The following is a 23,850-nucleotide window of genomic DNA, read 5'->3' as shown; positions in this document are numbered from 1 at the left end:
GGGGACCTGCGTCGTTTGGGCCGTGCTGGCAGGATGTCCGCGTGCGTCGTTCCCGGGCACTTCTGCTGCCGGTCTTCTTGCTGCTCACCCTGTTTTCGCTGAGTGGTTGCGTTCGTGTTTACGCCGCCATGGCCGTGTCCGACGACGACCGCATCTCCGGTGAGATCGTCGCGGCCACGCCTCCGACGCAGGACAACGATCCCGGCCCGCAACTCAAGGTGCCGCCGGAACTCGCGAGCCGTGTCACCACCAAGCCGTACCGGGTGGAGGCGTACGCGGGCACCCAGCTGTTCTTCAACGGTCTGTCGTTCGACGAGATGCGCTCGCTGTCGATGTCCACGAGCTCGTCGAACAGCCGCTACAGCCTCAACTTCCGCCGGTCGGGTGATCTTGTCACGCTCTCGGGGTCGGTCGACCTGACCCAGGTGCCCGTGGAACGCGCGGACATCCAGGTCAAGGTCAGCTTCCCCGGCAAGATCGTGAACACCAACGGCCGCGAGGAGGAGAACAACACCATCGCGTGGTCTCCGAAGCCCGGTCAGGCCTCCATGCTGCAGGCCACCGTGCAGTACGCGGGTGAGAACTCGACCTCGTTCTTCGGCTGGGCGTTGCTGGTCGCCGCGCTCACCGGTGGTGCCGCGCTGATCGTGGTCGTGCTCGCCCTCATCGCGCACAAGCGCAGCAGCGTCGTCTAGGCGCGGGTGACCAGACCCAGTCGCCCGAGGACTTCCTTCGTCGCCTTGGACCTGTTCATCGTGTAGAAGTGCAGCGCGGGCACGCCCTCGTCGAGCAGCCGCTGGCACATCTCGGTCGCGATGTCGATGCCGGTCGCCCGGAACCCCGCGACGTCGTCCGCGTACGGCTCCAGCCGGCGCGCCACGTCGAGCGGCAGGTCGGCACCGGACAGTTCCACGATCTTGGACAGGCCGCGCGGCGAGAGCATCGGCATGATCCCCGGCAGGATCGCGGCGGTGCAGCCCGCGTCCGCCACCCTGTCGCGCATCCGCAGGAACGGCTCCGGCGCGTGGAACAGCTGGGCCACCGCGTAGTCCGCGCCCGCGTTGAGCTTGCGCAGCAGGTACTTCAGGTCGATGTCGAGGTCGCCGGAGCGCGGGTGCCCGTACGGGAACGCCGCGACGCCCACGCAGAAGTCACCGAGCTCGCGGACCAGCCGCACCAGCTCGTCGGCGTAGCTCAGGCCTTCCGGGTGCGCGACCCACTCGCCCATCGGGTCACCGGGAGGGTCGCCGCGCAGCGCGAGGATGTTGCGCACGCCGATCGCCGCGTACCAGCCGATGACGTTGCGCAGCTCCGCCACCGAGTGCTCGACGGCGGTGAGGTGCGCGACGGGGAGCAGCGTCGTCTCCTGCGCGATGCGGCCGGTGGCGCGGATCGTGCGGTCCCGGCGCGACCCGCCGGCGCCGTAGGTGATCGACACGAACGCCGGGTCCAGGCCCTCCAGCTCGCGGACGGCCTTCCAGAGGATCTTCTCGTCCTCCGCGTCCCTGGGTGGCAGGAACTCCACCGAGAACTTGGGTGACTGCCCCTGCAGCCGCTCCACCACCGACGTCATGGACCCAACCCTAGTGGGTCTTCCGCTAGGTGAGACTCCAGCTCACCATGTGATACGCCGCCCCGGCATGCGGGTGGTCCCGGACACAGCGGACCATGGACGTGTGTCCCACCACCCCATCGACGCCGCCCTGCCCCAGCACGTCGAAGCAGCACTGACCACGTATCTGGCCTCGCGGCGCGCGTCCGGCGAGGCGATGGACCCGAGCTTCGCGAGCGCCGTCGACGCGCTCTCCGACTTCGTGCTGGGCGGGGGCAAGCGCATCCGCCCGACCTACGCGTGGTGGGGCTGGCGTGCCGCCGGTGGCGATCCCGACGGCGAGCTCGCGGACGAGGTGCTCACGGCGGTGAGCTCGCTGGAGCTGATCCAGGCGTGCGCGCTGATCCACGACGACCTGATGGACGCCTCGTCGGTGCGCAGGGGCAAGCCGACCGTGCACATCGCGTTCGGCGCGCGGCACCGCGAGCAGGGCTGGCTCGGGTCGCCGGAGCGGTTCGGCATGTCGGCGGCCGTGCTGATCGGCGACGTCGCGCTGGCGTGGGCGGACGACATGCTCTTCGCCGCGGGACTGCCCTCCGAGGTGCTGCGGCGGATGAGCGAGCCGTGGCGGGACATGCGCACCGAGATGCTCGCGGGCCAGTACCTCGACGTGCTGACGCAGGCGCGGGGCGACTCGTCCCCGGACGCCGCGCTGCGCATCGACCGGCTCAAGACCGCCGCCTACACCGTCGAACGGCCGCTGCACATGGGCGCGGCGATGGCGGGCGGCTCGCCGGAGCTGATCGACGGCCTGCGCGCGTTCGGTGCGGACATCGGCGTCGCGTTCCAGCTACGCGACGACCTGCTCGGCGTGTTCGGCGACCCCGAGGTCACCGGCAAGCCCGCCGGCGACGACCTGGCCGAGGGCAAGCGCACGCTGCTAGTCGCGCTCGGCATGCAGTTCGGCGCCGATATATTGGATATCGCTCTGGGCAAGCCCGACCTCGACCTCGACACGGTCGAGGAGGTCCGGCGTGCGCTCGTGAAAGTCGGCGCCGTCGACGCCGTCGAGGAACGCATCGAGGAGCTGACGAAGAGCGCGCTGGCCGCCCTCGACGACGCTCCCGTGGCCGAACCGGCCGCCGCCAAGCTCGCCGACCTCGCGATCAGCTCGACCAGGCGCGTATTCTGAAGTTGATCACCTTCTCCCGTCCAGCGGGTTGATTAAGTCCACGTGACCAGTGTGGCCCGTTGCTTGCTGAGGCTTCGGCGCCTTGTGCAACGATGTTCGGGCGATGGCAGCAACTCCGTCCCTCCCCCGCACGAGCTCCGAGGCATCTCCACAGGAGCTTGATCCAGTCGTGCGCACGAACACCTACGCCATCCCCATCCGCACGACCATGCTCGGCCTGCTGGGCGTGGCGCTGATCGCGCTCGGGGGCATGGGTGCCGGCGCGATCCTCGAGCGCGACCCGCTGCTCGCCCAGGTCGGGCTGAGCTGGCTGCGCTACGGCCACGGCCGCGACCTCGCGAGCATGGTCCTGTACCTCGGGCTGGGCCTCGTCATCTGGGCGTGGATCCGGCTCGGCCGCCTCGTGCGGTGGGGCGAGATCGGCGACTTCGCGGTGCTGGTCGCGGTGACGGTCTGGACGTTGCCGCTGCTGTTCGCGCCGCCGCTGTTCAGCAAGGACATCTACAGCTACCTGGCGCAGGGCCAGCTGGCACTGAGCGGCTACGACCCGTACACGGTCGGGCCCGCCGTCCTGCAGAGCACCCTGTCCGAGAACGTCAGCTGGGTGTGGCAGCACACGCCGGCGCCGTACGGGCCGTTGTTCATCCTGGTCGCCAAGGCGATCGTGTGGGCCACGGACGCGAGCGTCATCCTCGGCGTCGTCGCCATGCGCTTCTCCCTCGCGGGCGGGCTGGTGCTGCTGTGCTGGGCGCTGCCGGGCCTGAGCAGGCACCTGGGCGGCAAGTCGGCGATCGCGCTGTGGCTGGTCGCCGCGAACCCGCTGGTGCTCGTCCACCTGATCGGCGGCGCGCACAACGACCTGCTGATGATCGGGCTGATGGCGGCCGGTGTGCTGCTGGTGCTCGACCGCAGGCACGTGCTCGGCTTCGTGCTGCTCGCCCTCGCGTTCTCGGTGAAGGCGACGGCGGTGGTGATCGTGCCGTTCCTCGTCTGGATCTGGGCTGCGCGCCTGGACGGCGACAAACGCGCCCAGTTCCGCAAGGCGCTGATCCCCGCCCTGGCCGCGTTCCTCGGGACGTTCGTCGTGTGCACGCTGGTCGCCGGGGTGAGCCTCGGCTGGATCCCTGCGCTGCGCAGCTCGTCGATGATCATCAACTGGTTGTCGCTGCCGAGCGCGGTCGGCGACTTCGTGCGCATGGTCGTGAACTGGTTCGTCTACGTCGACGGCGGCATCTTCATCGGCGTGGCGCGCGCGCTGGGCTCCGTGGTGCTGGTGTGGATCGCGTACACGCAGTGGTGGGCGTCCCGCGATGGCGAGGTGCGCAACGCCGTCCGGCGGGGCGCGCTGACGTTGCTGGCCGTGGCGCTGCTGTCCCCCGCGACGCTGCCCTGGTACTTCACCTGGGCGCTGGCATTGGCCGCCGCGTTCGCGTGGAGCACGGGCGCGCTGGTCACGGTGACGACCGCGTCGCTGTTCCTGCTGCTCGTGACGTTCCCGAACGGCGACACGGCGCTGTACTCGTGGGGCTACCTGTTCTTCGCGCTGGCGGTGTCCGCACTCGCGGCGCGGTCGCTGGTGAAGCCGGACCCGTTCGGCCTGTCCTCTCGTTACGAATGAGTCCGGGGACTGTGGACCTGGGCTCCGCCTATGCCGCCTGCCGCCGCGTGAACGCGCGGTACGGCAAGACGTTCTTCCTGGCCACGATGCTGCTGCGGCCCGAGCAACGGCCCGCGGTGCACGCGCTGTACGCGTTCGCGCGCTGGGCCGACGAGATCGTCGACGCAGCCGGGGTGGCCGACCGCGCCGGTGAGCTCGACCGGCTGGAACGACTCCTGGAGAAGGCCCCGTCGAACCCCGTCCTGCACGCGCTGGCGGACACGACGAACCGCTACGACATCGACAGGTCGCTGTTCACCGACTTCCTCGCGTCGATGCGGATGGACCTCGACGTGACCGAGTACGCGGACCTCGACGCGCTCGGCGTCTACATGCACGGCTCGGCGGAGGTCATCGGGCTGCAGATGCTGCCGGTGCTCGGCACCGTCGTGCCCCGCGAGGAGGCCGAGCCGTACGCGGCACGGCTGGGAACGGCGTTCCAGCTCACGAACTTCCTGCGCGACGTCGGCGAGGACCTCGACCGCGGCCGGGTGTACCTGCCGCAGGACGTCCTCGCGGCGCACGGCGTCGACCGCGACCTCTTGCAATGGTGTCGTTTGCATCGCCGCGCAAACGAGCGGGTGCAACGGGTTCTCGACGACCTCGTCGCGCACTCATATGCGATATATCAGTCTGCGGAGCCGGGCGTCGACATGCTGTCGGCGTCGTCGCGGCCCTGTGTGCGGACGGCGTACACGCTGTATCGCGACATCCTCGGGCTCGTCGGCTGCGAGGTGCTGTGGCGGCGTGTGGCCGTGCCGAACTGGCGGCGGCTCGCCGTGGCGGCACCTGGCGCCGCCCGCGCTCTCCTGGCTCGTGTGACGTCACCAGGGGCTTCGGGGTGAGCCCCGCTCTTTTAGCCTCACGCAGAGGCCCCAGACGTCCCTCACCTGCGGAGACGTCTGGAACCCCTGCGACTGGCGAACTAGAAGCCCATGGCCTGCGCGCGGCGCTTTACCTCACGCCCACGGTCTCCGCGCAATGCTTCGATCGGAGTGCCAGGGAGGCTTTCGTCCTCCGTGAAGAGCCAGCGCAGGATCTCGTCCGTGGAGTAGTTCTGGTCCCGCAGCACCGTGATGGTGCCGGGGAGACCCTTCACCACGCCTCCGGCAGCGAGGAACGCCTCGGGGACGACGAGAACGCCGGCCCGCCGCTCGGCGAGCAGTTGCCCGTCGCGCAACATTTGGTGGACCCGGGTGACCGGAAGTCCCATTCGGTCGGCCACCTCGGGGAGAGGAAGAACCTCCAGGTCGGCAGCCAATACATCCGCAGCGGCAGGAATCGCACTCACGGGGGTCACGATGCCATAACCGAACTGGGAACGCCCTTCCGCCAACCGGGTCATCCTGAGCTTTACCATCTCGCACTGTGGAGAGGTCGGTTTCGAACGTGATGGGTGGACTGCTCGAGCAGCGCTACCGGGTGGACTCCGTGCTCGCGCGCGGCGGCATGTCCACCGTCTATCGAGGTCGTGACACTCGCCTCGATCGCGATGTGGCCATCAAGGTGATGGATCCGCACCTGACGGCGGACCCGTCGTTCGTGCTGCGCTTCGAACGTGAGGCTCGCGCGGCGGCCCAGTTGCATCACCCGGCCGTGGTGTCCGTGCACGACCAGGGCGTCGACGGTGACCAGGTGTACCTGGTGATGGAGCTGATCGACGGCGGCAACCTCCGTGACCTGCTCAACCAGCGCGGCAAGCTCGCTCCCGCCGTCGCGTTGAGCGTTCTCGGACCGGTGCTGTCGGCGTTGGGCGCTGCCCATCGCGCCGGACTCGTGCACAGGGACGTGAAGCCGGAGAACGTGCTGATCGGACCCGGTGGCCAGGTCAAGGTCGCGGACTTCGGACTGGCCCGTGCGATCGGCGAGAACGGCGTCACGAGCGACAGCGAGATCCTGGGCACCGTCGCCTATCTATCACCCGAACAGGTGGAGACGGGTGCCGCGGACGCGCGCAGTGACGTCTACGCGGCCGGGATCGTGCTCTACGAGATGCTGGCGGGTCAGGCGCCCTATCGCGGCGAGACGGCCATCTCAGTGGCCTATCAGCACGTGAACTCGGACGTCCCGTCGGTTCCGGAGATCCCGCTGGCGCTCGACACTCTGGTGCGCAAGGCCACGCGACGCGACCCGGTGCTGCGTCCCGCGAACGCCGACGCGTTCCTGGGCGAACTCGAGCGCGTGGGCACGGACCTGGGCCTCACGCCGCAGCCGGTGCCCGTGCCCGGTTCGGCACCCGAGAACGACAGGACGGTCATCATGCGGCCGGTCCCCGTCGCTGTCGGCGCCACGCCGCCGTCCGCGGCCGAGCTGACCAGGCCGGTGGTGCCGAAGCCGTCGATGAACGCGGCGGCGATGACGACGGTGAACACGGGCCCGCCGACGCCGCCCCCCGGCATGGCCGGAACCCGCACGATGCAGCGGCCGGAGCCGCCGCGCCGCCGTCCCCCGCAGAAGCGCAAGCCGAAGGTCGACCCGGTCGAGGAAGAGCGCAAGAGGCGCAAGAAGCTCTTCACGATCTGGGGTTCCGTGGCCGTCGTGGTGGCGCTCCTCGTCGGGCTCTTCTCCTATTACGCCTCCGCGGGCCGCTACACGGAGATGCCGTCGGTGGCCGGGCAGTCCGAGCAGAACGCCATGCTCCTGCTCTCGAAGGCGGACCTGACCGGCCTGGTCGAGAAGGTGCCGTCCAACGACGTGCCCAACGGCACGGTCATCAGCGCCGACCCCGGTCCTGGCACGGAACTGCGCAAGAACGAGCAGGTGAAGCTCGTCGTGTCGCGCGGCAGGCCCGTGGTGCCGTTCATCACGGCCGGCGCCGAGGTGGCCGCCGCGACGAAGGAGATCCAGACCGCGGGCCTGAAGGTGGCCACGGACCCGACGAAGGACGCGTTCCACGACACCGTGCCGATCGGCAAGGTCGTGGGCCTCGACCCCCGTCCCGGCACGGCGCTCGCCCTCGACGCTCCGGTGACCCTCATCCTGAGCAAGGGACCGCCGCCGCGCCTGCCCGTGCCGAACGTGACGGGCAAGACGAAGGACGAGGCGACCGCTGAGCTGCAGCGCGCCGGCCTGGAGGCGGTCGACGCGAGCGGTGAGGACGCGCCGAAGAACGGTGGTTCGCGCGTGGTGCGGACGGATCCGCCCGCGGGCACGGTGCTGGACCCGACGCAGAACAAGCGCGTCACGCTCTTCTACCAGAACAACGAGGAGATCGAGGTCCCCGACGTCACCAGGCAGAAGGTGCGGGAGGCCAAGGAGCAGCTCGAACGGGCCGGCCTGAAGGTGCGGGTCGAGTTCAACAAGAGCAACAACGCGACCGTGGTCAACCAGTCGATCCCGCCGCGCTCGCGGGTGAAGCGAGGAACCGAGATCACGATCGTCGGCCTCTGATCAGCACAAAGCGAAGGGCCCCGCGTTCTCGACGCGGGGCCCTTCGCTCTTCAGCCGATCTTCAGGAACGCTGTTACGACCGGAGCATCTCGGCGACGAGGAACGCGAGCTCGAGCGACTGCTGCGTGTTCAGGCGCGGGTCGCACGCCGTCTCGTAGCGGCCGGCGAGGTCGTCGTCGGAGATCTCCTGGGCGCCGCCGAGGCACTCGGTGACGTCCTCACCCGTGAGCTCGATGTGGATGCCGCCGGGGTGCGTGCCGAGACGGCGGTGCACCTCGAAGAAGCCCTGGACCTCGTCGACGATGCGGTCGAAGTGCCGGGTCTTGTAGCCGGTCGACGACTCGTGCGTGTTGCCGTGCATCGGGTCGCACTGCCAGATGACCTTGTGGCCGCTGGCCTCGACCTTCTCGATGATGGCGGGCAGCACGTCGCGCACCTTCTGGTTGCCCATGCGCGAGATGAGCGTCAGGCGGCCCGGCTCGTTGCGCGGGTCGAGGCGCTCGACGTACTCGACGGCCATCTCCGGCGTCGTCGTCGGGCCGATCTTGAGACCGATCGGGTTCGACAGCATCTCGGCGAACGCGATGTGCGCGCCGTCGAGCTGACGGGTGCGCTCACCGATCCACACGAAGTGCGACGACAGGTCGTACAGGCGGGGCTCGTCGCGCGTCGTGTCGAGGCGCAGCAGCGCGCGCTCGTAGTCGAGGAGCAGCGCCTCGTGCGAGGCGAAGATCTCCGTGCCGTGCAACGACTGGTCGGTCACGCCGCACGCCGACATGAACTTCAGGCCGCGGTCGATCTCGCCGGCCAGGGCCTCGTAGCGCTCGCCAGCGGGCGAGGTGCGCACGAAGTCGCGGTTCCAGTCGTGCACGCGGTGCAGGTCGGCCAGACCCGCGCCGGTGAGGGCGCGCAGCAGGTTCATGGCCGCGCCGGCGTTCGCGTAGGCGCGGATCATGCGGCCGGGGTCGGCGACGCGGGCTTCGGGCGTCGCGACCAGGGAGTTGATGATGTCGCCGCGGTAGGACGGCAGGCCGAGGGCGTCGATGCCCGACGAACGCGGCTTGGCGTACTGGCCGGCGATGCGGCCGACCTTCACCACCGGAAGGCTCGCGCCGTAGGTCAGCACCACGGCCATCTGCAGCAGGGTCCGGATGTTCGCGCGGATGTGCGGCTCGGTGTTGTCAGCGAACGTCTCCGCGCAGTCACCGCCCTGCAGGAGAAATGCCTCACCGTTCGCGACCTGCGCCAGTTGCGTGTGCAGCCGGTCGATCTCGGCGGGCACGGTGATCGGCGGCACGCTCTCGAGCACGGTCCGCACGCGACGCACCTGTTCGGCGTCGGGCCAGTCGGGCTGCTGGGCTGCCGGGCGCGACAGTGCGTCGTCCAGGCGCTTGCGCATCTCGGGAGGCAGCGGCGGAAGCTCGGGAAGCGTGTCGATGGGCACGTCCACGGTCCAGTTCACGCTGCTCATCCTAGTTGTCCCACACTGAGAGACCGGGCCGGGCCTGTCAGCGGTTCCAGGCGCGCCGGCCAGGGCGGCATCCGGCGCAGGGCCCGCTACCTCCTGCGGGGTGAAGTCTGTTACTTGTCAACTACCGACCTCTGCCCTGTTGAGATGTCTCCCTGCATGATGTGGGCCATGAACGCCACCCGATTGGATGACAGCACCGCGACCCGGCTGCTGGGCGTCGCGGTCGACAACATCCAGCGCGACCACCCGGTGCACTGGTCGCACGTCATCGACGGCGACAACCGGCTGGTACCGCAGCGGGTGCTGCATCCCGTGTTCGCCGGGTCGTTCGACTGGCACTCGTGCGTGCACCAGACGTGGCTGGCCGTGCGCCTGCTGCGACTGCGCCCCTCGCTCGCCGGAGCGGACACGGCCCGCAACGCCCTCGACAAACTCATCACGCCCGACAACTGCGCCACCGAGGCCGCGTTCTTCGCCTCCCCTGCCGGAAGGCACTGGGAGCGGCCCTACGGCTGGGCGTGGCTGCTGCTGCTCGACGCCGAGCTGCGCACCTCCGGCCTGCCGTGGTCGGTGGCGCCGATCGCGGACGTGCTGCGCGACCGGTGGCTGGAGTGGGTCTCGGTGGCGCGCCTGCCGATCCGGACCGGCACGCACAGCAACACCGCGTTCGCGACCGGCCTGGTCTACGACGCCGCCCAGGCGACGGGCGACGCCGAACTGGCATCCGCGTGCGCCGAGGCGGCGCTGCGATGGCACCGGGGCGAGGTCGGATACGGCGGGTTCGAGCCGGACGCCGCCGACTTCCTCTCCCCCGCGCTGACGACGGCCGACCTGATGCGCCGTGCCCTGGGCACCGAGGAGTTCGCCGGCTGGCTCGACGCCTACCTGCCGGACCTCGAGTCGGAGCGGTGGCGCGTGCTGCGCGAGCCCTACCCGGTCGACGACCCCAGCGACCCCTACGGCTCGCACCTGGCCGGGCTCGCGTTGTCGCGCGCCTGGAACTGGGAGGCCATCGCGGAGGCGCTGCCTGCCGGGCACCGCTACGCGTCACTGGCCCGCACTGCGTCCTCGGCGCATCGCGACGCCGGGTGGACGTACGTGTTCGGTGGGCACGGCTACATGGCCGACCACTGGCTCGGCACGTTCGGCGCCTACCTCGACGTGAAGGCCTTCTGACCTGCGCTTACCCACCCCATTGCAAAAGACGTTTGCGGACGTCCGCAAACGTCTTTTGCATAACCGATATATCGGACGACTGATATATCGGATGTCAGGTGTCTGCCTCAGGAGCCGGCGGCCAGGCCCGCGCGCCGGATCAACGTCAGCGCGATGCCCGTCGCAGCCGCGTGCACCGACGCCGCGTGCGTGCGCGGATCGAACCGGGTGGTCGGCCCGGCGACGCTGACCGCGGCCACGACGGCGCCGTCGTGATCGAGCACCGGCGACGCCACGCAGGCGAGCCCGATCCTGGACTCCTCGAACTCGTAGGCCACGCCCGTCTGCCGGATCGTGGTGAGCTGGCGGCGGAGCATGCCGGGCGTGACGACGGTGCGGGGCGTGCGGCGGGCCAGCGGGGACCCGAGCACCTCGGTGCGCAGGGACGTCGAGGCGTGGGCGAGCAGGGCCTTGCCGATCGCGGTGGCGTGCAGGGGCATCCGACCGCCCAGGCGCGACGGGGAGGACGCCTGGCGGTGGCCGCCGATCTTGGCGGCGTAGACGACCTCGTGGCCCTCCAGGAGTCCCAGGTGGACGGTTTCGTGGGTGCGTTCGTAGAGGTCTTCGAGATACGGCGTGGACACCTCGACCAGGCGGCGTTCGACCGACGCGCGAATGCCCAGCTGGAACAGGTGGCCGCCCAGCCGGTAGCCGCGCGTGCCCCGGTCGAGCAGGCGGACCTCGGCCAGGTCGCCCAGGAGGCGGTGCAGCGTCGCCTTCGACAGGCCGGTGCGCCGGCCCAGTTCCGCGAAGCCGAGCTCGTCGTCGTCGGCCGCGAAGGCGTTCAGCACCGACATCACCTTGCCCAGCAGGGTGTTCGGCACCTCGGTCATCACCTGATCGTGCCACCGAGTTCCGGTGAGCGGAACTCCTGAGTGCCCACAACGCCGCGGGCACCGTCACGATGGGCGGCATGAACGAAGTCCTCATTGCAGCGGAGCGCCTGGCCACGGCGGCGCGCGAGAAGGTTCCGTGTGCGCCCGTGCGGGATCTCATCGGCGAGGCCGAGGCGTACGCGGTGCAGCAGCACAACGTCGCGCGGCGGGTCGCGGACGGCGCCGTCGTCGTCGGCCGCAAGATCGGCCTGACCTCGCCGGCGGTCCAGCGGCAGCTCGGCGTGGACCGGCCGGACTTCGGCGTGCTGCTCGACGACATGGCGTACGAGGACGGCGACGAACTGCCGGTGTCCGGGCTGCTGCAGCCGAAGATCGAGGCGGAGCTGGCGTTCGTGCTCAGGGCGGACCTCACCGAGGGCCCGTTCGACGAGGAGGTCGTCGCCAGGGCCGTCGGGCACGTCACGGCGTCGCTGGAGATCGTGGACAGCCGGATCAGCGGCTGGGACATCACCTTCGCCGACACGGTCGCGGACAACGCCTCGTCCGGGCTGTTCGTCCTCGGCACCGACCAGGTGGAGCTGGGCGAGGTCGTGCCGAAGGACGTGGAGATGGTGCTCAGCGTCAACGGCGTGGAGCGCTCGACGGGGACCGGCGCGGCGTGCCTGGGCGATCCGCTGACCGCGCTCGCGTGGCTCGCCACGACCGCCGCGGACCTCGGCGCCCCGTTGAAGGCGGGCGACGTCGTGCTCAGCGGCGCGCTCGGCCCCATGGTCGCGATCGAGGCGGGCGACCAGGTCGAGGCGACGATCACCGGACTCGGCACCGTGCGGGCCACGTTCGCGAAGGAGGGGTCGTGAAGGTCGCGATCATCGGGTCGGGCAACATCGGCACCGACCTCGTCATCAAGGTGCTCAAGCGGTCCACCACGCTGGAGGTGGCGGCGCTGGTCGGCATCGACCCCGCGTCGGACGGCCTCGCCAAAGCGAGAAAGCTCGGCGTTCCCACGATCGCGGACGGCATCGACGGACTCGTCGCGATGCCGGGGTTCGAGGACGTCGAGATCGTGTTCGACGCCACCTCCGCGGGCGCCCACGCGAAGCACGCCGAAATCCTGGCCGCACACGGGAAACGGGTCATCGACCTCACCCCGGCGGCGATCGGGCCGATGGTGGTGCCGACGGTCAACCTCGACGAACACCTGAGCGCGCCGAACGTCAACATGGTCACCTGCGGCGGCCAGGCCACGATCCCGATCGTCGCCGCCATCAACGCGGTCACCCCCGTGCCGTACGCGGAGATCGTCGCCTCGATCTCGTCGCGCAGCGCGGGTCCCGGCACGCGCGCGAACATCGACGAGTTCACCGAGACGACCTCGCAGGCCATCGTGGACGTGGGCGGCGCGCACCGCGGCAAAGCCGTCATCGTGCTCAACCCGGCCGACCCGCCGATCACCATGCGGGACACCGTGCTCGCCCTCGTCAACGCACCGGATCCCGAGACACAGCAACGGATCCACGCGTCCGTCGAGGACATGGTCACCCAGGTCGCGGCCTACGTCCCCGGCTACCGCCTCAAGCAGGCCGTGCAGATCGACCCGGTCGACCAGCCGCGCACGCTCACCGAGGAGCCGGTGACGCACCAGGTCACCGTGCTGCTGGAGGTCGAGGGCGCGGCCGACTACCTGCCTGCCTACGCGGGCAACCTGGACATCATGACCAGCGCGGCGCTGCGAGTCGCGGAGACCATGGCGGAGTCGGTGGTGCGCGCATGAAGATCTATCTCCAGGACGTGACGCTCAGGGACGGCATGCACGCCCTGCGGCATCGCATCGATCCCCAGAAGGTCACCGAGATCGCCAGGGCGCTGGACCAGGCCGGGGTCGACGCCGTCGAGGTCTCGCACGGCGACGGCCTCAGCGGCGGTTCGCTCGTCTACGGCCCCGGCAGCCACACCGACTGGGAATGGATCGAGGCGGCCGCGGAAGCGTTGACACAGGCCAAACTCACGACGCTGCTGCTGCCCGGCATCGGCACGCTCCACGACCTCAAGCGCGCCCACGGCCTTGGCGTGCAATCGGTCCGCATCGCCACGCACTGCACCGAGGCCGACATCTCGGCCCAGCACATCGCCGGCGCGCGCGACCTCGGTATGGACGTGTCCGGGTTCCTGATGATGAGCCACCTCGCCGAACCGCAGGAGCTCGCACGCCAGGCGAAGCTGATGGAGTCCTACGGCGCGAACTGCGTCTACGTGACGGATTCCGGCGGCCGGCTGCTCCCCCGCGACGTCCGCGACCGCATCCGCGCCTACCAGGACGTCCTCGACGAGAGCACCGAGATCGGCATCCACGCGCACGAGAACCTCTCGCTGTCCGTGGCGAACTCGATCACCGCGGTCGAGGAGGGCGCCACGCGGGTCGACGCCTCCCTGGCCGGACTCGGTGCCGGGGCGGGGAACTGCCCGATCGAACCGTTCGTCGCCGTCGCGAACCTCCAGGAATGGCAGCACAACGCCGACCTGTTCGCACTCCAGGACGCCGCGGACGACCTGGTCCGGCCGCTCATGGACCGCCCGGTCCGTGTCGACCGCGAGAGCCTCACGCTCGGCTACGCGGGCGTCTACGGCTCGTTCCTGCGCCACGCCGACACCGCCGCCCAACGCACGGGCGCCGACGTCCGGACCCTCCTGCTCGAGGCCGGACGCCGGCGCCTGGTGGGCGGTCAGGAGGACATGCTCACCGACATCGCCCTGGACCTCACGCGCTAGCCGTCACACGGGGAACGTGGTTCCGATGCCCATGCCGGTGATCCACTCCGGCACGGGCTCGTAACTCGTCCACACCAGCGGCAGGCCGACGGCGACCTGCCCGATGAGCCAGCAGCGGATCTCGTGCCCGCCGCTGCCGGCGTGGTCCTCCAGCGCCTCGTGCCCGATGGCGGCGATCTCACCGGCCGACCCCGCCGACAGCCGGTCGAGGAACCACCCGTCCCACACCGCGTTCACCTTCGCGTCCGGGTTGCCGCCCATCGCCTTCACCCGAGGCTCGCGCGCCGCGGCGAACTCCTTCGCGTAGGCCCGTCCCCTGATCAACGACTCGCGCCGCTCCCCCACCACGGACGGGTCGCGCGGGTCGTTGGACGGCAGCCAGTGCGACAACCCGCCGGAAGCGACCACCAGCACCCGTCCGGGAAACACCGACGACCGCAGCGCGGCACCCAACGCACGCCCCAGCTCCACGCACCGGTCCAGCGACGGCAACGGCGGCGCGGCCGTGTTGACCACCAGCGGCACCAACGGGAGCGTCGTGCCGCCGGTGATCATCTCGTAGCTCTGCACGATGCCGTGGTCGACGGTCAGCGAGTACGACAGCGACACGTCGAACCCCGCGTCCGCCAGCCCGCTGTGCGCCGACCAGGCCAGCGTCTGGGCCACCGGCAACGGCCCCGAGCTGCTGCCGAAGTCACCGAACCCCACCGCTTCCTCGACCCCGAGCACGAACGGCGGCATCACGTCGTAGAAGTTGGCGTGGAAGTGGTCCGGCCCGATCACGACGATCGCATCCGGTTCCAGCTTCTCCACGGCCAGCCGCACGCGGTCCGCGTCGCTCAGGAACACCGAGCCCGGCCCGTCCGAACCGTCCGGGGGCAGCAGCGTCGCGAACGGGCTGTGCGACATCCCCGCGAACCCGATGATCTCCGCCATCAGACCGGGTCCTTTCCGTGCAGCAACCAGGTGCGGTGCGTTTCGAGGAACTCCGAGACCTTCTCCCACTGCGGCCAGTGCCCCGCGTCGTCGATGACGTGCAACCGCGCGTCCGGCAGCCACTCCAGCAACATGTCGGCCTCGTCCAGCCCGCCCGTCGGGTCGTGGCTCGTCCACAGCAGCAGCGTCGGTGCCGCGACCTTGCCCACCCACGCCGGGTCCCACGCGAAGTCCTTGCGCACCACGGGGTCCTGCAGCACCAGCGTGTTGGTGATCGCCTGCACGAACCCCGGCCTCGAGTACACCTGACGGCGCAGGTTCACCAGCTCGTCGGTGACCATCTCCTTGTGGTGGAACAGGAACTCCACCCGCCGCCGCACGGTCTCCTCGCTCGGGTCGAGCACGGCGGCCATCGTGCTGTCCCGCATGCGTTGCATGACCTCGGGTTTGTTCGCGATGTTGCCCGGCGTGTTCAGCACGAGCCGGTCGACGCGCTCGGGGAAGTGCGCGGCGACCCACGCGACCACCCAGCCGCCCAGGGACTCACCGGACAGGTGCGCCTTCTCCACGCCCAGCGCGTCCAGCAGCCCGACGAGGTGCTCGGACAGCACGTCGATCGTGTACGGCAGGTCCGGCAGGTCGGACCAGCCGTGGCCGACCATGTCGTAGGCGGTGACGTGGAAGTCCTCCGCCAGTCCCGCGATGTCACGCGAGTAGGCCTCCAGGTGGCCGCCGGTGCCGTGCAGCAGCACGAGTTCCGGGCCGGAGCCCGCCTGCAGGATCCTGGTCCGCACGGTGTGGCCGCGCACGGGGACGTCGACGTGCCGCACGGTGTGGTCCACATGCGACAGTTCGCCCCAGATGCTGACGTGTTCGGGAATCACTGGTCCTCCCCAGATGTGGTGTCGAAACGGGCGCGGGCCTCGTCGAAGGTCGCGAGGCCGGCGCTCTGCCTGCGGGCGAGCCCGAACAGCGCGAGCAGTCGCGAGTTCTCGATCGTGAGGAACTCGACCGGCTCCGAGGTGGAGTCGTTGTAGTGGCGGTGCCAGGTCCACGGCGGCGTGTAGACGAACGAGCCGGAGGTCCACGTGACCGTCTCGAACTCCTCCTGCTCGGCGAGCTGGATCTCGCTGTGGCCGTCGCCGGAGATCACGAAGTGCACGGTCTCGTGGTAGTGCCGTTGCATGTCCGAGCTCTCCCCCGCCGGGATCACCTGGCGGAACAGCTCGAACGTCGACGTCGGCAGCCTGCCCGCGATCCGCAGCGTCGTCGGGTTCGGCACCGCGCCCGCCGGGATCGTCTCCAGCTCGTCGTCGTGCACGACCAGCGGACGCGCGCCGTCCGGCCGGACCGCGTGCGTGAGCGCCCCGAGGAAGTCGGTCATGGTGAAGTCGGGTCCTGAGGTGGCCAACGCGATCCCTTTCAGACGGAGAACTCGGTGCGGCCGCCGTCGACGGTCAGCACGGTGCCGTTGACGTACGAAGCCTGCGGTGATGCCAGGAACGCCACGGCGGCGGCGATCTCGGCGGGGTCGGCGGCGCGCCGGGCCGGGATGTCCGCCATGTCCTGGGCGGCCGCCGTCTCGAAGTCCACGCCCGCCGCCTCCGCCCTGCGCACCAGCACCTCCATCCGGCGAGGTGTCAGCGTCGCGCCGGGAGCGACGCAGTTGACCGTGACGCCGTCCGCCGCGAACTGCCGTGACGCCAGCTTCATCGCCGACGTCACGGCAGCGCGCAGCACAGTCGACGACGCCAAGCCGGGTTGCGGCTGCCGCACGGCCGTCGAGGTGATCGTGATGGCCCGCCCGAACCCGCGCCCTGCCATCGCCGGCAACGCCTCGCGCAGCAACGCGAGCGGGCCGAGCAACAACAGGTCGAGGTCTCGGTGCCACTGCGCGTCCGGGACCTCGAGAAGCCCGCCCGGCGACGGCCCGCCCGCGTTCACGACCAGCACGTCGAGCGACCCGAACCGGCGGGTGACCTCGCCCGTCACCGCGGTGGCCTCGGCCGGATCGGCGAGGTCGCAGACGACGTGGTCCGCGCCGAGGCGCGCGGCGGTCTCCTTCAGCGTCGACTCGGTGCGTCCGGCCAGCACGACGAGGTGCCCGCTCTCGACGAGCGCCGCGGCCGTCGCCGCACCGATTCCGCCGGCGCCGCCCCCGACGAGCGCGACCCGCGTGGTGTTTGCGTCCATGAGCTCCTACAGTCGCCGTGTGCGAATGGTTGACCAAGGATGAGTCCCAGTGACCGGGACTCGCAGTCGGGCGAGCCGAGCGGTTCACTCGAACGCGCGGCGGCGATCCTGGACGCCTTCGACGTCACGCACCGCGAGCTGGGTCTCGCCGAACTGGTGCGCAGGTCCGGGCTTCCGCGCTCGACGGTGCACCGGACGGCGGCGCGCATGATCGAGCTCGGCTGGCTCGACAAGCCGCACGACCGCTACCGGATCAGCACCGGCCTGTTCAAGCTCTCCGGCCTGGTGCCCGTGCGGCACGAGCTGCGCGAGGCCGTGATGCCGTTCCTGCAGGACCTCTACGCGGCCGCCCGCGTCACGGTCCAGCTCGGCGTGCTCGACGGCACCAGGGTGCTGGTCGTGGACAAGATCACCGGGCACCGGCCGATGCCGATGCTCGACCAGGTCGGCGGCGTGATCCCGGCGCACTGCTCAGGACTGGGCCGCGCCATGCTCGCCTACTCCGACCCGTCCACTGTGGACGCGGTGATCGCCGCCGGCCTGGAACGTCGCACACCCCGCACCATCACCAGTCCGACCACGTTGCGCCGTGAGCTCGCCGCCATCCCCGACCGGGGCTGGGCCTACGACCGCGAGGAGGGCATCGTCGGCATCAGCTGCATCGCGGCCCCGATCTTCAGTGCCGGTGGTGCGGTCGCCGCGGCGTTGTCCGTGACCGGCCCGAGTGCGGCGGTGCGGCCGGAACGGATCGGCCCCGCCGTGCGGATGGCCGCCTCGGCGGCGACACGCGCCTACTCGACGCGGCGCTGGGAGTCCCACTAGCCGGGACTTCTGGTTGGCCGCCGACACGGGGGCGCTCCACAGTGTGGTCCGTCACGTCCTCACCGAGGAGGCCCAGGATGCGAGTCGCGATCATCGGCGCCGGAGTCGCCGGCCTCACCACCGCGAAGGTGTTGCTGCAGGCAGGGCACGAGGTCGAGGTGTTCGACCGGACACCGGACGTCGGCGGCGTGTGGAGCCGCACCCGGCGCTACCCCGGTCTCACCACGCAGAGCCCGAAGGCCCAGTACTCGTTCTCCGACTTCCCGATGCCGAAGGACCTGCCGGAGTGGCCGACCGGCGAGCAGGTGCAGGCATACCTGGAGGCGTACACGTGGCACTTCGGTGTCGACGCGTGCCTGCGCCTGGAGACCACGGTGACGTCCGTCGTGCCCGTCGGCGGCGCATGGGAGCTGACCACGCACACGGGCACGACCTACCGCTACGACCGCGTCGTCGTGGCCAACGGCGTCTTCTGCGAACCCTCCGTGCCGGACTTCCCCGGCCGTGACGAGTTCGAGGCAGCGGGCGGGCGCGTGCTCGCGGGCACCGAGTTCCTCGACGTCGAGGAGGCGCGCGGCAAACACGCGCTCGTCGTCGGGTACGGCAAGTCGGCGTGCGACGTGACGGTGCCGATCAGCGGTGTCGCCGCGAGCACCGACATCATCGCGCGGCAGCTGCTGTGGAAGGTCCCGCGCAAGATCGGCGGTGTCGTCAACTTCAAGATGCTGCTGCTGACCCGCATGGGCGAGGCGCTGTTCCGCTACCGGTGGCTGCGCGGGTTCGAGAAGTTCCTGCACGGCCCGGCGAATCGGGTGCGGCGCTCGATGCTCAACTCGCTGGGGTCGGTGTCGGTGCGGCAGTTCGGGCTCGCGAGGCACGACCTGGTGCCGTCCGGGCAGATGGAGGACATCGTCAAGGGCGCGATCGGCCTTGCCACCGAAGGGTTCTTCGAGGGCGTCGAGTCTGGCGAGATCCGCGTGCACCGCGACAGGACCATCGCACGGCTCAAGGCCGGTGGCGCGGAGCTCTCGGACGGCGCGGTGCTGCCCGCCGACTTGATCGTGTGCGCCACCGGGTTCACCCAGGGCGTGCCGTTCCTGCCTTCCGAGGTGCAGGAGCGGTTGTTCGACGAACGCGGCAACTTCGCGCTGTACCGCCAGATCCAGCCGATCGGCGTGCCGGGCCTGTACTTCAACGGCTACAACTCGTCGTTCTTCAGCCCTCTCAACGCGGAGATGGCGGCGCTGTGGATCGCGGCCGACATCGTGGGAGCGCTCTCGCTGCCGGACGACCAGACGCGCCAGGCGGACGTGGCAGCACAGCTCGCGTTCATGGACGGCGCGACGAACACGCACCACTGCCGCGGCACGAAGATCATCCCGTTCTCGCTGAAGAACGCCGACGAGGTGCTGTCGGACCTCGGCCTGCAGATCGGCCGGATGACCCGCGCGTCGCACTGGCTCAACCCGGTGGCGCCCTCGGCGTACCGCAAGGTCACGCCCCAACTGCTCGCCCGTCTCAGTCGAATCGAGGTTGGAGACCATGGAAACCCCCGTGAAGCATCACGTCTACCGCAGCGGTGAGGGCGCGAACGTCGGCGCGATCGGCCTGGGCATCTACACCCGGCTGACCGGCGCGGACACCAAGGGCGCCTACTCGCTGTTCGAGTACGTGGTGCCGCCGAACCTCGGCGGGCCGCCCACGCACATCCACTCCCGCGAGGACGAGCTGTTCACGTGCGTGCAGGGACGGGTCGTCGTCGAACTGGACGGCGAGGAGCACGTGCTGGCGGCTGGCGACTCGCTGTTGATGCCGCGCGGGGTGCCGCACATGTTCCACAACCCCTTCGACGAGGAGACGCGCGTGGTGGCCGTCGTGTCGCCGCCGGGGCTGGAGAACTACTACCAGGCGTTGTCCGAGCTGCCGCCGGGGCCGCGGGACATGAAGCTGGTCGCGGAGATCATGGTGCAGCACGGTCTTTCGCTGCAGAGGAAGCCATGACGCGCCCTGCTGTTGACCGCACCGACATGGTGCGGCAGATGTGTGCCGCGGTCGACTCCGGTGACGCTGAGGCTTTCGGCGCTTGGTTCGCTGCTGATGCCACTTACGTCTTCGGCAACAACGAACCGTTGATCGGCCGTGCCGCTGTCGTTGCGGCGACGGCGGGTGCGGCCGGTGCGCTGCCGTGGGTGCGGCACGTGGTCGACCAGGTCGCGGAGGTCGGCGACCAGTTGTTCTGCCGGTTCACCATCGAGACCGAGGCGCCGGACGGGAAGCCGCTCGCGTTGCCGTGCGTGACGGTGATCTGGATGTCCGGCGAGGAGATCGTGGACTATCGCGTGCACATGGACATATCGCCCGCGATGGCGTGAGAAAGGGGCCCGGTTCGCCGGGCCCCTTCTCGTCATGCCGCCTGGACCTGCTGCCTGGCCGGTCGGCGCACGGTCGCGAGGAACCGCCGGCAGGCCTCGAAGTCGAGCTCGTCACAGCGCCAGGCGACGTGGCCGTCCGGGCGGATCACGTACAGGGCCTGGGAATCGGGTTCGGTGAGACCGAAGTGCTCGAACACCTGCGGCGAGTCGGCCCGGTGCACGCGCTCGTCCTGCCTGGCCTCGACCCGTGCGACGAGGTGGCCCGGGACGCCGAGCCCGGCGAGACCTGCCGTGTGCTCGTTGATCTCGGCGGTGGTGAGGTGCTTGCGGGACAACGCGATGACGTGCAGCCGGTAGTCCCGCAGCAGATCGAACACCTGCTCGCGGTCGTTGATCCGGGCGTTCGGGACGCGCTGGCCGGCGAGCGGGCCTTTGAGGGAGTAGAGCAGCTCGTTGACGTTGATCTCGCTGGGCCGGTAGCCGAGGCTGATCTGCGAGAGGCGCTGGAACGACTTGCGGTGCGGGATCGGCGCCGCCGACATCCGTCCGATCAGGAACGGTCCCGCGGTGTCACGCAGCCACGCCTGCCAGCCGCGCAGGCCCGCCGCGACCCGGTAGAGGCGGTCGGTGAACTTCAGCAGCCTGATGCCCGCCGGGTGCCGTTCCGCGGAGTAGGTGTCGAGCAGGTCGACGTCCTCGTTGATCGCCGCCGCGAGCTTCCACGCCAGGTTGGCGGCGTCGTGCAGGCCCGTGTTCATGCCCTGGCCGCCCGCCGGGGAGTGGATGTGGGCGGCGTCGCCGACGAGGAAACCCCTGCCGCGCCGGTAGTCGTCGACTCCGCGCAGGTGGACCTGGTAGCGGCTGGTCCAGATCGGGGCGCTGAGGGTGACGGGCAGGTTCATCGCCCTGCGCAGCTCGTCCTGCAGCTGCCCGAGGTCGAACTCCGCTCCCTGCTCGCCGAAGTCGGTGACCATCACGCGTGAGGTCTCGGATCCGTTGAGCGGCAGGAACAGGCCGATGCGGTCGCGGTTCATGAACACCCGGAAGTGCGCGTGGTCGAGCGGCCACTCGACCTTGCAGTCGGCCAGGAGGTAGCGCTGGCCGTACTTGTCGCCGTCGAAGCGGAGCCCGAGCTGCTGCCGGACGGTGCTGTGGGCGCCGTCCGCGCCGACGACGTACTGGGCGGTGATCGTGCGCTCGCCGAGCACCGCGGTGACGGCGTCCTCGGTCTGGCGGAGTCCGGTGAGCCGGGTGCCCCGGCGGACCGTGACGCCGTGCCGCGCGAGGTCCTGGAGCAGCACCTCCTCCACTTCGGACTGCGGCGCCATCAGGATGAACTGGTACGGCGTCGTGGCCGCCCTGGCGCGGTCGAAGTCGAGGCCGCCGACGTGCCTGCCCCTGATGTGGAAGCGGATGCCGGTGGTGGCGATGCCGCGGCCGAGCAGCTCGTCGGCGAGTCCGATGCTCCTGAACAGCTCGATCGTGCGGGCTTGGACGGCGAACGCCCTCGACTCGGTGGCGGGACCGGCGTTGGCGTCGACCACGCACACCTTGACGCCCTGGCGGACCAGCAGTGCCGCCGTCATCAGGCCGCTCGGGCCGGCACCGACGACGAGCACGTCGCAGTCGTAGCGGGCCAGCCTCGGTCCGGCGTTCCTCGGTGGGGCGACCGTCGGTTTCGGGCGCGTCCTCGACTTGCCGAGGCGGGCCAGGAAACCGCTGCCGGGGCGCGCGGTGACCTGGGGCAGCGGGTTGCCGGTGAGCCTGCCCCACATCCTGCGGGTGAGCAGGAACAGCAGGGTGACGACGGCGAAGATCAGCAGACCCACGGTTCACCTCACCGCCGGCAGGTCGCTGGACATCCGCAGGAACTGCTGACGCAACGGGCCGTCGACCAGTGGCTGGATGGCGCGACGGAACTCGTGGACGTACGGCTCGGCGAGGTGCTTCTCGAGGTCCTGCTTCGACCGGAACATCTCGTAGATCACGAACTGCGACCGGTCGGCCCGGTCGCGGTGGACGTGGAACTCGATCGAGCCCTCTTCCGCGCGCAACGGCTCGACGAGACCGAGGATCAGCGCCTCGACCTCGTCCTCGTGGCCTGCCTTGGCCGTCGCGAAACCCAGGTGGGTGTAGGGCCCTGTCTCGTCGGCGTCCGGCTCGGGCAGGACGACTCGCGCGTCGCTCATGAGGTCTCCCTTGACTGCTCAACGGATGATGAATTCACCATCGCAGTCAGCGGGAGAGCGATCACAGCGAGAGTCCCAGCGAGCGGGACCACCCCTTATGCAAAAGACGTTTGCGGACGACCGCAAACGTCTTTTGCATAACTGATATATCGGATACTGGATATGAGCCCAGGACCAGGTCCCGGGATCAGGCCCAGAGATCAGGCCCAGAGATCAGGCACCGAAGAAGACCTCGGCCTCTTCGTAGCGCTCGGTCGGAACCGTCTTGAGCTCGGCCGTCGCCTCCGACAGCTTCACGCGGACGATGTCCGTGCCGCGCAGCGCGACCATGGTGCCGAAGTCGCCGGCGGCGACGGCGTCGACGGCGTGCAGGCCGAAGCGGGTCGCGAGGACGCGGTCGTAGGCGGTCGGCGTGCCACCGCGCTGGATGTGGCCGAGGATGGCCGCGCGGGACTCCTTGCCGGTGCGGTCCGCGATCTCCTCCGCGAGCCACTGGCCGACGCCACCGAGGCGGACGTGACCGAAGGCGTCGCGCTCACCGGAGTGCAGCATCTCGGCGCCGCCCTCGGGGATCGCGCCCTCGGCGACGACGATGATCGGCGCGAACTCGCTCTCGAAGCGGCGCTCGACCCAGCCGACGACCTTGTCGACGTTGAACGGGCGCTCCGGGACGAGGATGACGTTCGCGCCACCGGCGAGACCGGAGTGCAGCGCGATCCAGCCGGCGTGGCGGCCCATGACCTCGACGACGAGCGCGCGGTGGTGGGACTCGGCCGTGGTGCGCAGGCGGTCGATGGCCTCGGTCGCGATGTGCACGGCCGTGTCGAAGCCGAACGTGTAGTCCGTGGCGCCGAGGTCGTTGTCGATCGTCTTCGGCACACCCACGACGCCGATGCCGTCGTCGGTCAGGCGCTTCGCGACACCGAGGGTGTCCTCGCCGCCGATCGCGATGATGGCGTCGATGTTGTTCGCCGCGATGGTCTCGCGGATGCGGTCGACACCGCCCTCGACCTTGTAGGGGTTCGTGCGCGACGAGCCCAGGATGGTGCCACCGCGGGTGAGGATCTCCTCGACGTCCGCGAGGCCGATCTCCTTGGTGAGGTTCTCGATCGGGCCCTGCCACCCGTTGCGGAACCCGACGATCTCCCAGCCGTGTGCCTTGATGCCCTTGCGGACCACGGCCCGGATCACGGCGTTCAGACCGGGGCAGTCACCACCGCCAGTGAGCACACCGATGCGCATCTGCTTCCCCATCTCTC

At 70.0% G+C, this 23,850-nt stretch carries 24 protein-coding genes; 13 read left to right on the top strand and 11 right to left on the bottom strand.

Annotated features, from left to right (window positions below; translation table 11 throughout):
* The first annotated feature begins 41 nt into the window (after window positions 1-41).
* Window positions 42-695, top strand: coding sequence for a DUF3153 domain-containing protein (locus ACSHWB_RS24640; protein ID WP_439664342.1), 654 nt, complete (start codon window positions 42-44; stop codon window positions 693-695).
* Here the strand turns inward: ACSHWB_RS24640 and metF are convergent.
* On the bottom strand, window positions 692-1,573 hold the full coding sequence (gene metF, locus ACSHWB_RS24635) for a methylenetetrahydrofolate reductase [NAD(P)H] (protein ID WP_439664341.1): 882 nt from the start codon (window positions 1,571-1,573) through the stop codon (window positions 692-694). The two genes, ACSHWB_RS24640 and metF, sit on opposite strands and share 4 nt — an antisense overlap.
* 103 nt (window positions 1,574-1,676) lie before the next feature.
* On the opposite strand from metF, the gene ACSHWB_RS24630 reads away from it, so the two are divergent.
* From ACSHWB_RS24630 to ACSHWB_RS24620, 3 genes are all read left to right on the top strand, one after another.
* Window positions 1,677-2,744 (top strand): polyprenyl synthetase family protein, encoded by a 1,068-nt coding sequence (locus tag ACSHWB_RS24630; protein WP_439664340.1) that lies wholly within the window; start codon window positions 1,677-1,679, stop codon window positions 2,742-2,744.
* Between the two features lie 169 nt (window positions 2,745-2,913).
* Window positions 2,914-4,362 (top strand): polyprenol phosphomannose-dependent alpha 1,6 mannosyltransferase MptB, encoded by a 1,449-nt coding sequence (gene mptB, locus ACSHWB_RS24625; protein WP_439664339.1) that lies wholly within the window; start codon window positions 2,914-2,916, stop codon window positions 4,360-4,362.
* 11 nt (window positions 4,363-4,373) lie between these two features.
* Window positions 4,374-5,246 carry a phytoene/squalene synthase family protein gene (locus ACSHWB_RS24620; protein ID WP_439664338.1) on the top strand — a complete coding sequence of 291 codons (873 nt, stop codon included), beginning with the start codon at window positions 4,374-4,376 and terminating at the stop codon, window positions 5,244-5,246.
* Between the two features lie 80 nt (window positions 5,247-5,326).
* Here ACSHWB_RS24620 and ACSHWB_RS24615 read toward each other — a convergent pair whose 3' ends face one another.
* Entirely contained in the window at window positions 5,327-5,692 is a 366-nt protein-coding gene (locus ACSHWB_RS24615; RefSeq protein WP_030474641.1) for an Rv2175c family DNA-binding protein, read from the bottom strand.
* 101 nt (window positions 5,693-5,793) lie between these two features.
* Between ACSHWB_RS24615 and pknB the strand changes: the two genes are divergently transcribed.
* A complete protein-coding gene (pknB, locus tag ACSHWB_RS24610) occupies window positions 5,794-7,791 on the top strand; it encodes a Stk1 family PASTA domain-containing Ser/Thr kinase (protein WP_439664660.1) in 1,998 nt (665 codons plus the stop codon).
* Between the two features lie 73 nt (window positions 7,792-7,864).
* Here pknB and ACSHWB_RS24605 read toward each other — a convergent pair whose 3' ends face one another.
* Entirely contained in the window at window positions 7,865-9,253 is a 1,389-nt protein-coding gene (locus ACSHWB_RS24605) for a class II 3-deoxy-7-phosphoheptulonate synthase (RefSeq protein ID WP_439664337.1), read from the bottom strand.
* Between the two features lie 177 nt (window positions 9,254-9,430).
* Between ACSHWB_RS24605 and ACSHWB_RS24600 the strand changes: the two genes are divergently transcribed.
* Complete coding sequence (locus ACSHWB_RS24600; RefSeq protein ID WP_439664336.1) at window positions 9,431-10,438, top strand: DUF2891 domain-containing protein; 1,008 nt, start codon at window positions 9,431-9,433, stop codon at window positions 10,436-10,438.
* Between the two features lie 107 nt (window positions 10,439-10,545).
* Here ACSHWB_RS24600 and ACSHWB_RS24595 read toward each other — a convergent pair whose 3' ends face one another.
* Window positions 10,546-11,310, bottom strand: coding sequence for an IclR family transcriptional regulator (locus tag ACSHWB_RS24595; RefSeq protein ID WP_439664335.1), 765 nt, complete (start codon window positions 11,308-11,310; stop codon window positions 10,546-10,548).
* Window positions 11,311-11,390: 80 nt separating this feature from the next.
* On the opposite strand from ACSHWB_RS24595, the gene ACSHWB_RS24590 reads away from it, so the two are divergent.
* From ACSHWB_RS24590 to dmpG, 3 genes are read left to right on the top strand one after another with little or no spacing between them, the layout of a single operon-like run.
* Window positions 11,391-12,170, top strand: a complete 780-nt coding sequence (locus ACSHWB_RS24590; RefSeq protein ID WP_439664334.1) for a 2-keto-4-pentenoate hydratase — start codon at window positions 11,391-11,393, stop codon at window positions 12,168-12,170.
* Window positions 12,167-13,084: an acetaldehyde dehydrogenase (acetylating) gene (locus ACSHWB_RS24585; RefSeq protein ID WP_439664333.1), complete on the top strand. Its 918-nt coding sequence runs from the start codon at window positions 12,167-12,169 to the stop codon at window positions 13,082-13,084. The genes ACSHWB_RS24590 and ACSHWB_RS24585 overlap by 4 nt, the downstream gene beginning before the upstream one ends.
* Window positions 13,081-14,079 carry a 4-hydroxy-2-oxovalerate aldolase gene (dmpG, locus tag ACSHWB_RS24580; RefSeq protein ID WP_439664332.1) on the top strand — a complete coding sequence of 333 codons (999 nt, stop codon included), beginning with the start codon at window positions 13,081-13,083 and terminating at the stop codon, window positions 14,077-14,079. Before ACSHWB_RS24585 ends, dmpG begins: the two co-directional genes overlap by 4 nt.
* A 3-nt stretch (window positions 14,080-14,082) precedes the next feature.
* Here the strand turns inward: dmpG and ACSHWB_RS24575 are convergent, their stop codons facing one another.
* The 4 genes from ACSHWB_RS24575 to ACSHWB_RS24560 are packed head-to-tail and all read right to left on the bottom strand — an operon-like array spanning window position 14,083 to window position 17,208.
* Window positions 14,083-15,015: a 2,3-dihydroxyphenylpropionate 1,2-dioxygenase gene (locus ACSHWB_RS24575; RefSeq protein WP_439664331.1), complete on the bottom strand. Its 933-nt coding sequence runs from the start codon at window positions 15,013-15,015 to the stop codon at window positions 14,083-14,085.
* Entirely contained in the window at window positions 15,015-15,899 is an 885-nt protein-coding gene (locus ACSHWB_RS24570; protein ID WP_439664330.1) for an alpha/beta fold hydrolase, read from the bottom strand. The genes ACSHWB_RS24575 and ACSHWB_RS24570 overlap by 1 nt, the downstream gene beginning before the upstream one ends.
* Entirely contained in the window at window positions 15,896-16,399 is a 504-nt protein-coding gene (locus tag ACSHWB_RS24565) for a cupin domain-containing protein (protein WP_439664329.1), read from the bottom strand. Before ACSHWB_RS24565 ends, ACSHWB_RS24570 begins: the two co-directional genes overlap by 4 nt.
* A 38-nt stretch (window positions 16,400-16,437) precedes the next feature.
* Complete coding sequence (locus ACSHWB_RS24560; RefSeq protein ID WP_439664328.1) at window positions 16,438-17,208, bottom strand: SDR family oxidoreductase; 771 nt, start codon at window positions 17,206-17,208, stop codon at window positions 16,438-16,440.
* A gap of 39 nt (window positions 17,209-17,247) precedes the next feature.
* Between ACSHWB_RS24560 and ACSHWB_RS24555 the strand changes: the two genes are divergently transcribed.
* The 4 genes from ACSHWB_RS24555 (at window position 17,248) to ACSHWB_RS24540 (ending at window position 20,402) form a co-directional block, all read left to right on the top strand.
* The gene (locus ACSHWB_RS24555; RefSeq protein ID WP_439664327.1) at window positions 17,248-18,030 is read left to right on the top strand and encodes an IclR family transcriptional regulator; all 783 of its coding nucleotides are present in this window, start codon (window positions 17,248-17,250) and stop codon (window positions 18,028-18,030) included.
* 77 nt (window positions 18,031-18,107) lie between these two features.
* A complete protein-coding gene (locus tag ACSHWB_RS24550) occupies window positions 18,108-19,613 on the top strand; it encodes a flavin-containing monooxygenase (protein ID WP_439664326.1) in 1,506 nt (501 codons plus the stop codon).
* A complete protein-coding gene (locus ACSHWB_RS24545; RefSeq protein ID WP_439664325.1) occupies window positions 19,573-20,031 on the top strand; it encodes a cupin domain-containing protein in 459 nt (152 codons plus the stop codon). Before ACSHWB_RS24550 ends, ACSHWB_RS24545 begins: the two co-directional genes overlap by 41 nt.
* The gene (locus tag ACSHWB_RS24540) at window positions 20,028-20,402 is read left to right on the top strand and encodes a nuclear transport factor 2 family protein (RefSeq protein ID WP_439664324.1); all 375 of its coding nucleotides are present in this window, start codon (window positions 20,028-20,030) and stop codon (window positions 20,400-20,402) included. Before ACSHWB_RS24545 ends, ACSHWB_RS24540 begins: the two co-directional genes overlap by 4 nt.
* A 32-nt stretch (window positions 20,403-20,434) precedes the next feature.
* Here the strand turns inward: ACSHWB_RS24540 and ACSHWB_RS24535 are convergent, their stop codons facing one another.
* The 3 genes from ACSHWB_RS24535 to ACSHWB_RS24525 form a co-directional block, all read right to left on the bottom strand.
* Window positions 20,435-22,231 (bottom strand): FAD-dependent monooxygenase, encoded by a 1,797-nt coding sequence (locus ACSHWB_RS24535; RefSeq protein WP_439664323.1) that lies wholly within the window; start codon window positions 22,229-22,231, stop codon window positions 20,435-20,437.
* Between the two features lie 3 nt (window positions 22,232-22,234).
* The gene (locus tag ACSHWB_RS24530) at window positions 22,235-22,591 is read right to left on the bottom strand and encodes a putative quinol monooxygenase (protein WP_439664322.1); all 357 of its coding nucleotides are present in this window, start codon (window positions 22,589-22,591) and stop codon (window positions 22,235-22,237) included.
* Window positions 22,592-22,804: 213 nt separating this feature from the next.
* A complete protein-coding gene (locus ACSHWB_RS24525) occupies window positions 22,805-23,833 on the bottom strand; it encodes a 6-phosphofructokinase (protein WP_319978683.1) in 1,029 nt (342 codons plus the stop codon).
* Window positions 23,834-23,850 lie beyond the last annotated feature (17 nt).

The sequence above is a fragment of the Lentzea sp. HUAS TT2 genome (genome assembly GCF_051853195.1).
Classification (GTDB): Bacteria; Actinomycetota; Actinomycetes; order Mycobacteriales; family Pseudonocardiaceae; genus Lentzea.
This window is presented reverse-complemented; position numbering and strand designations above follow the sequence as displayed.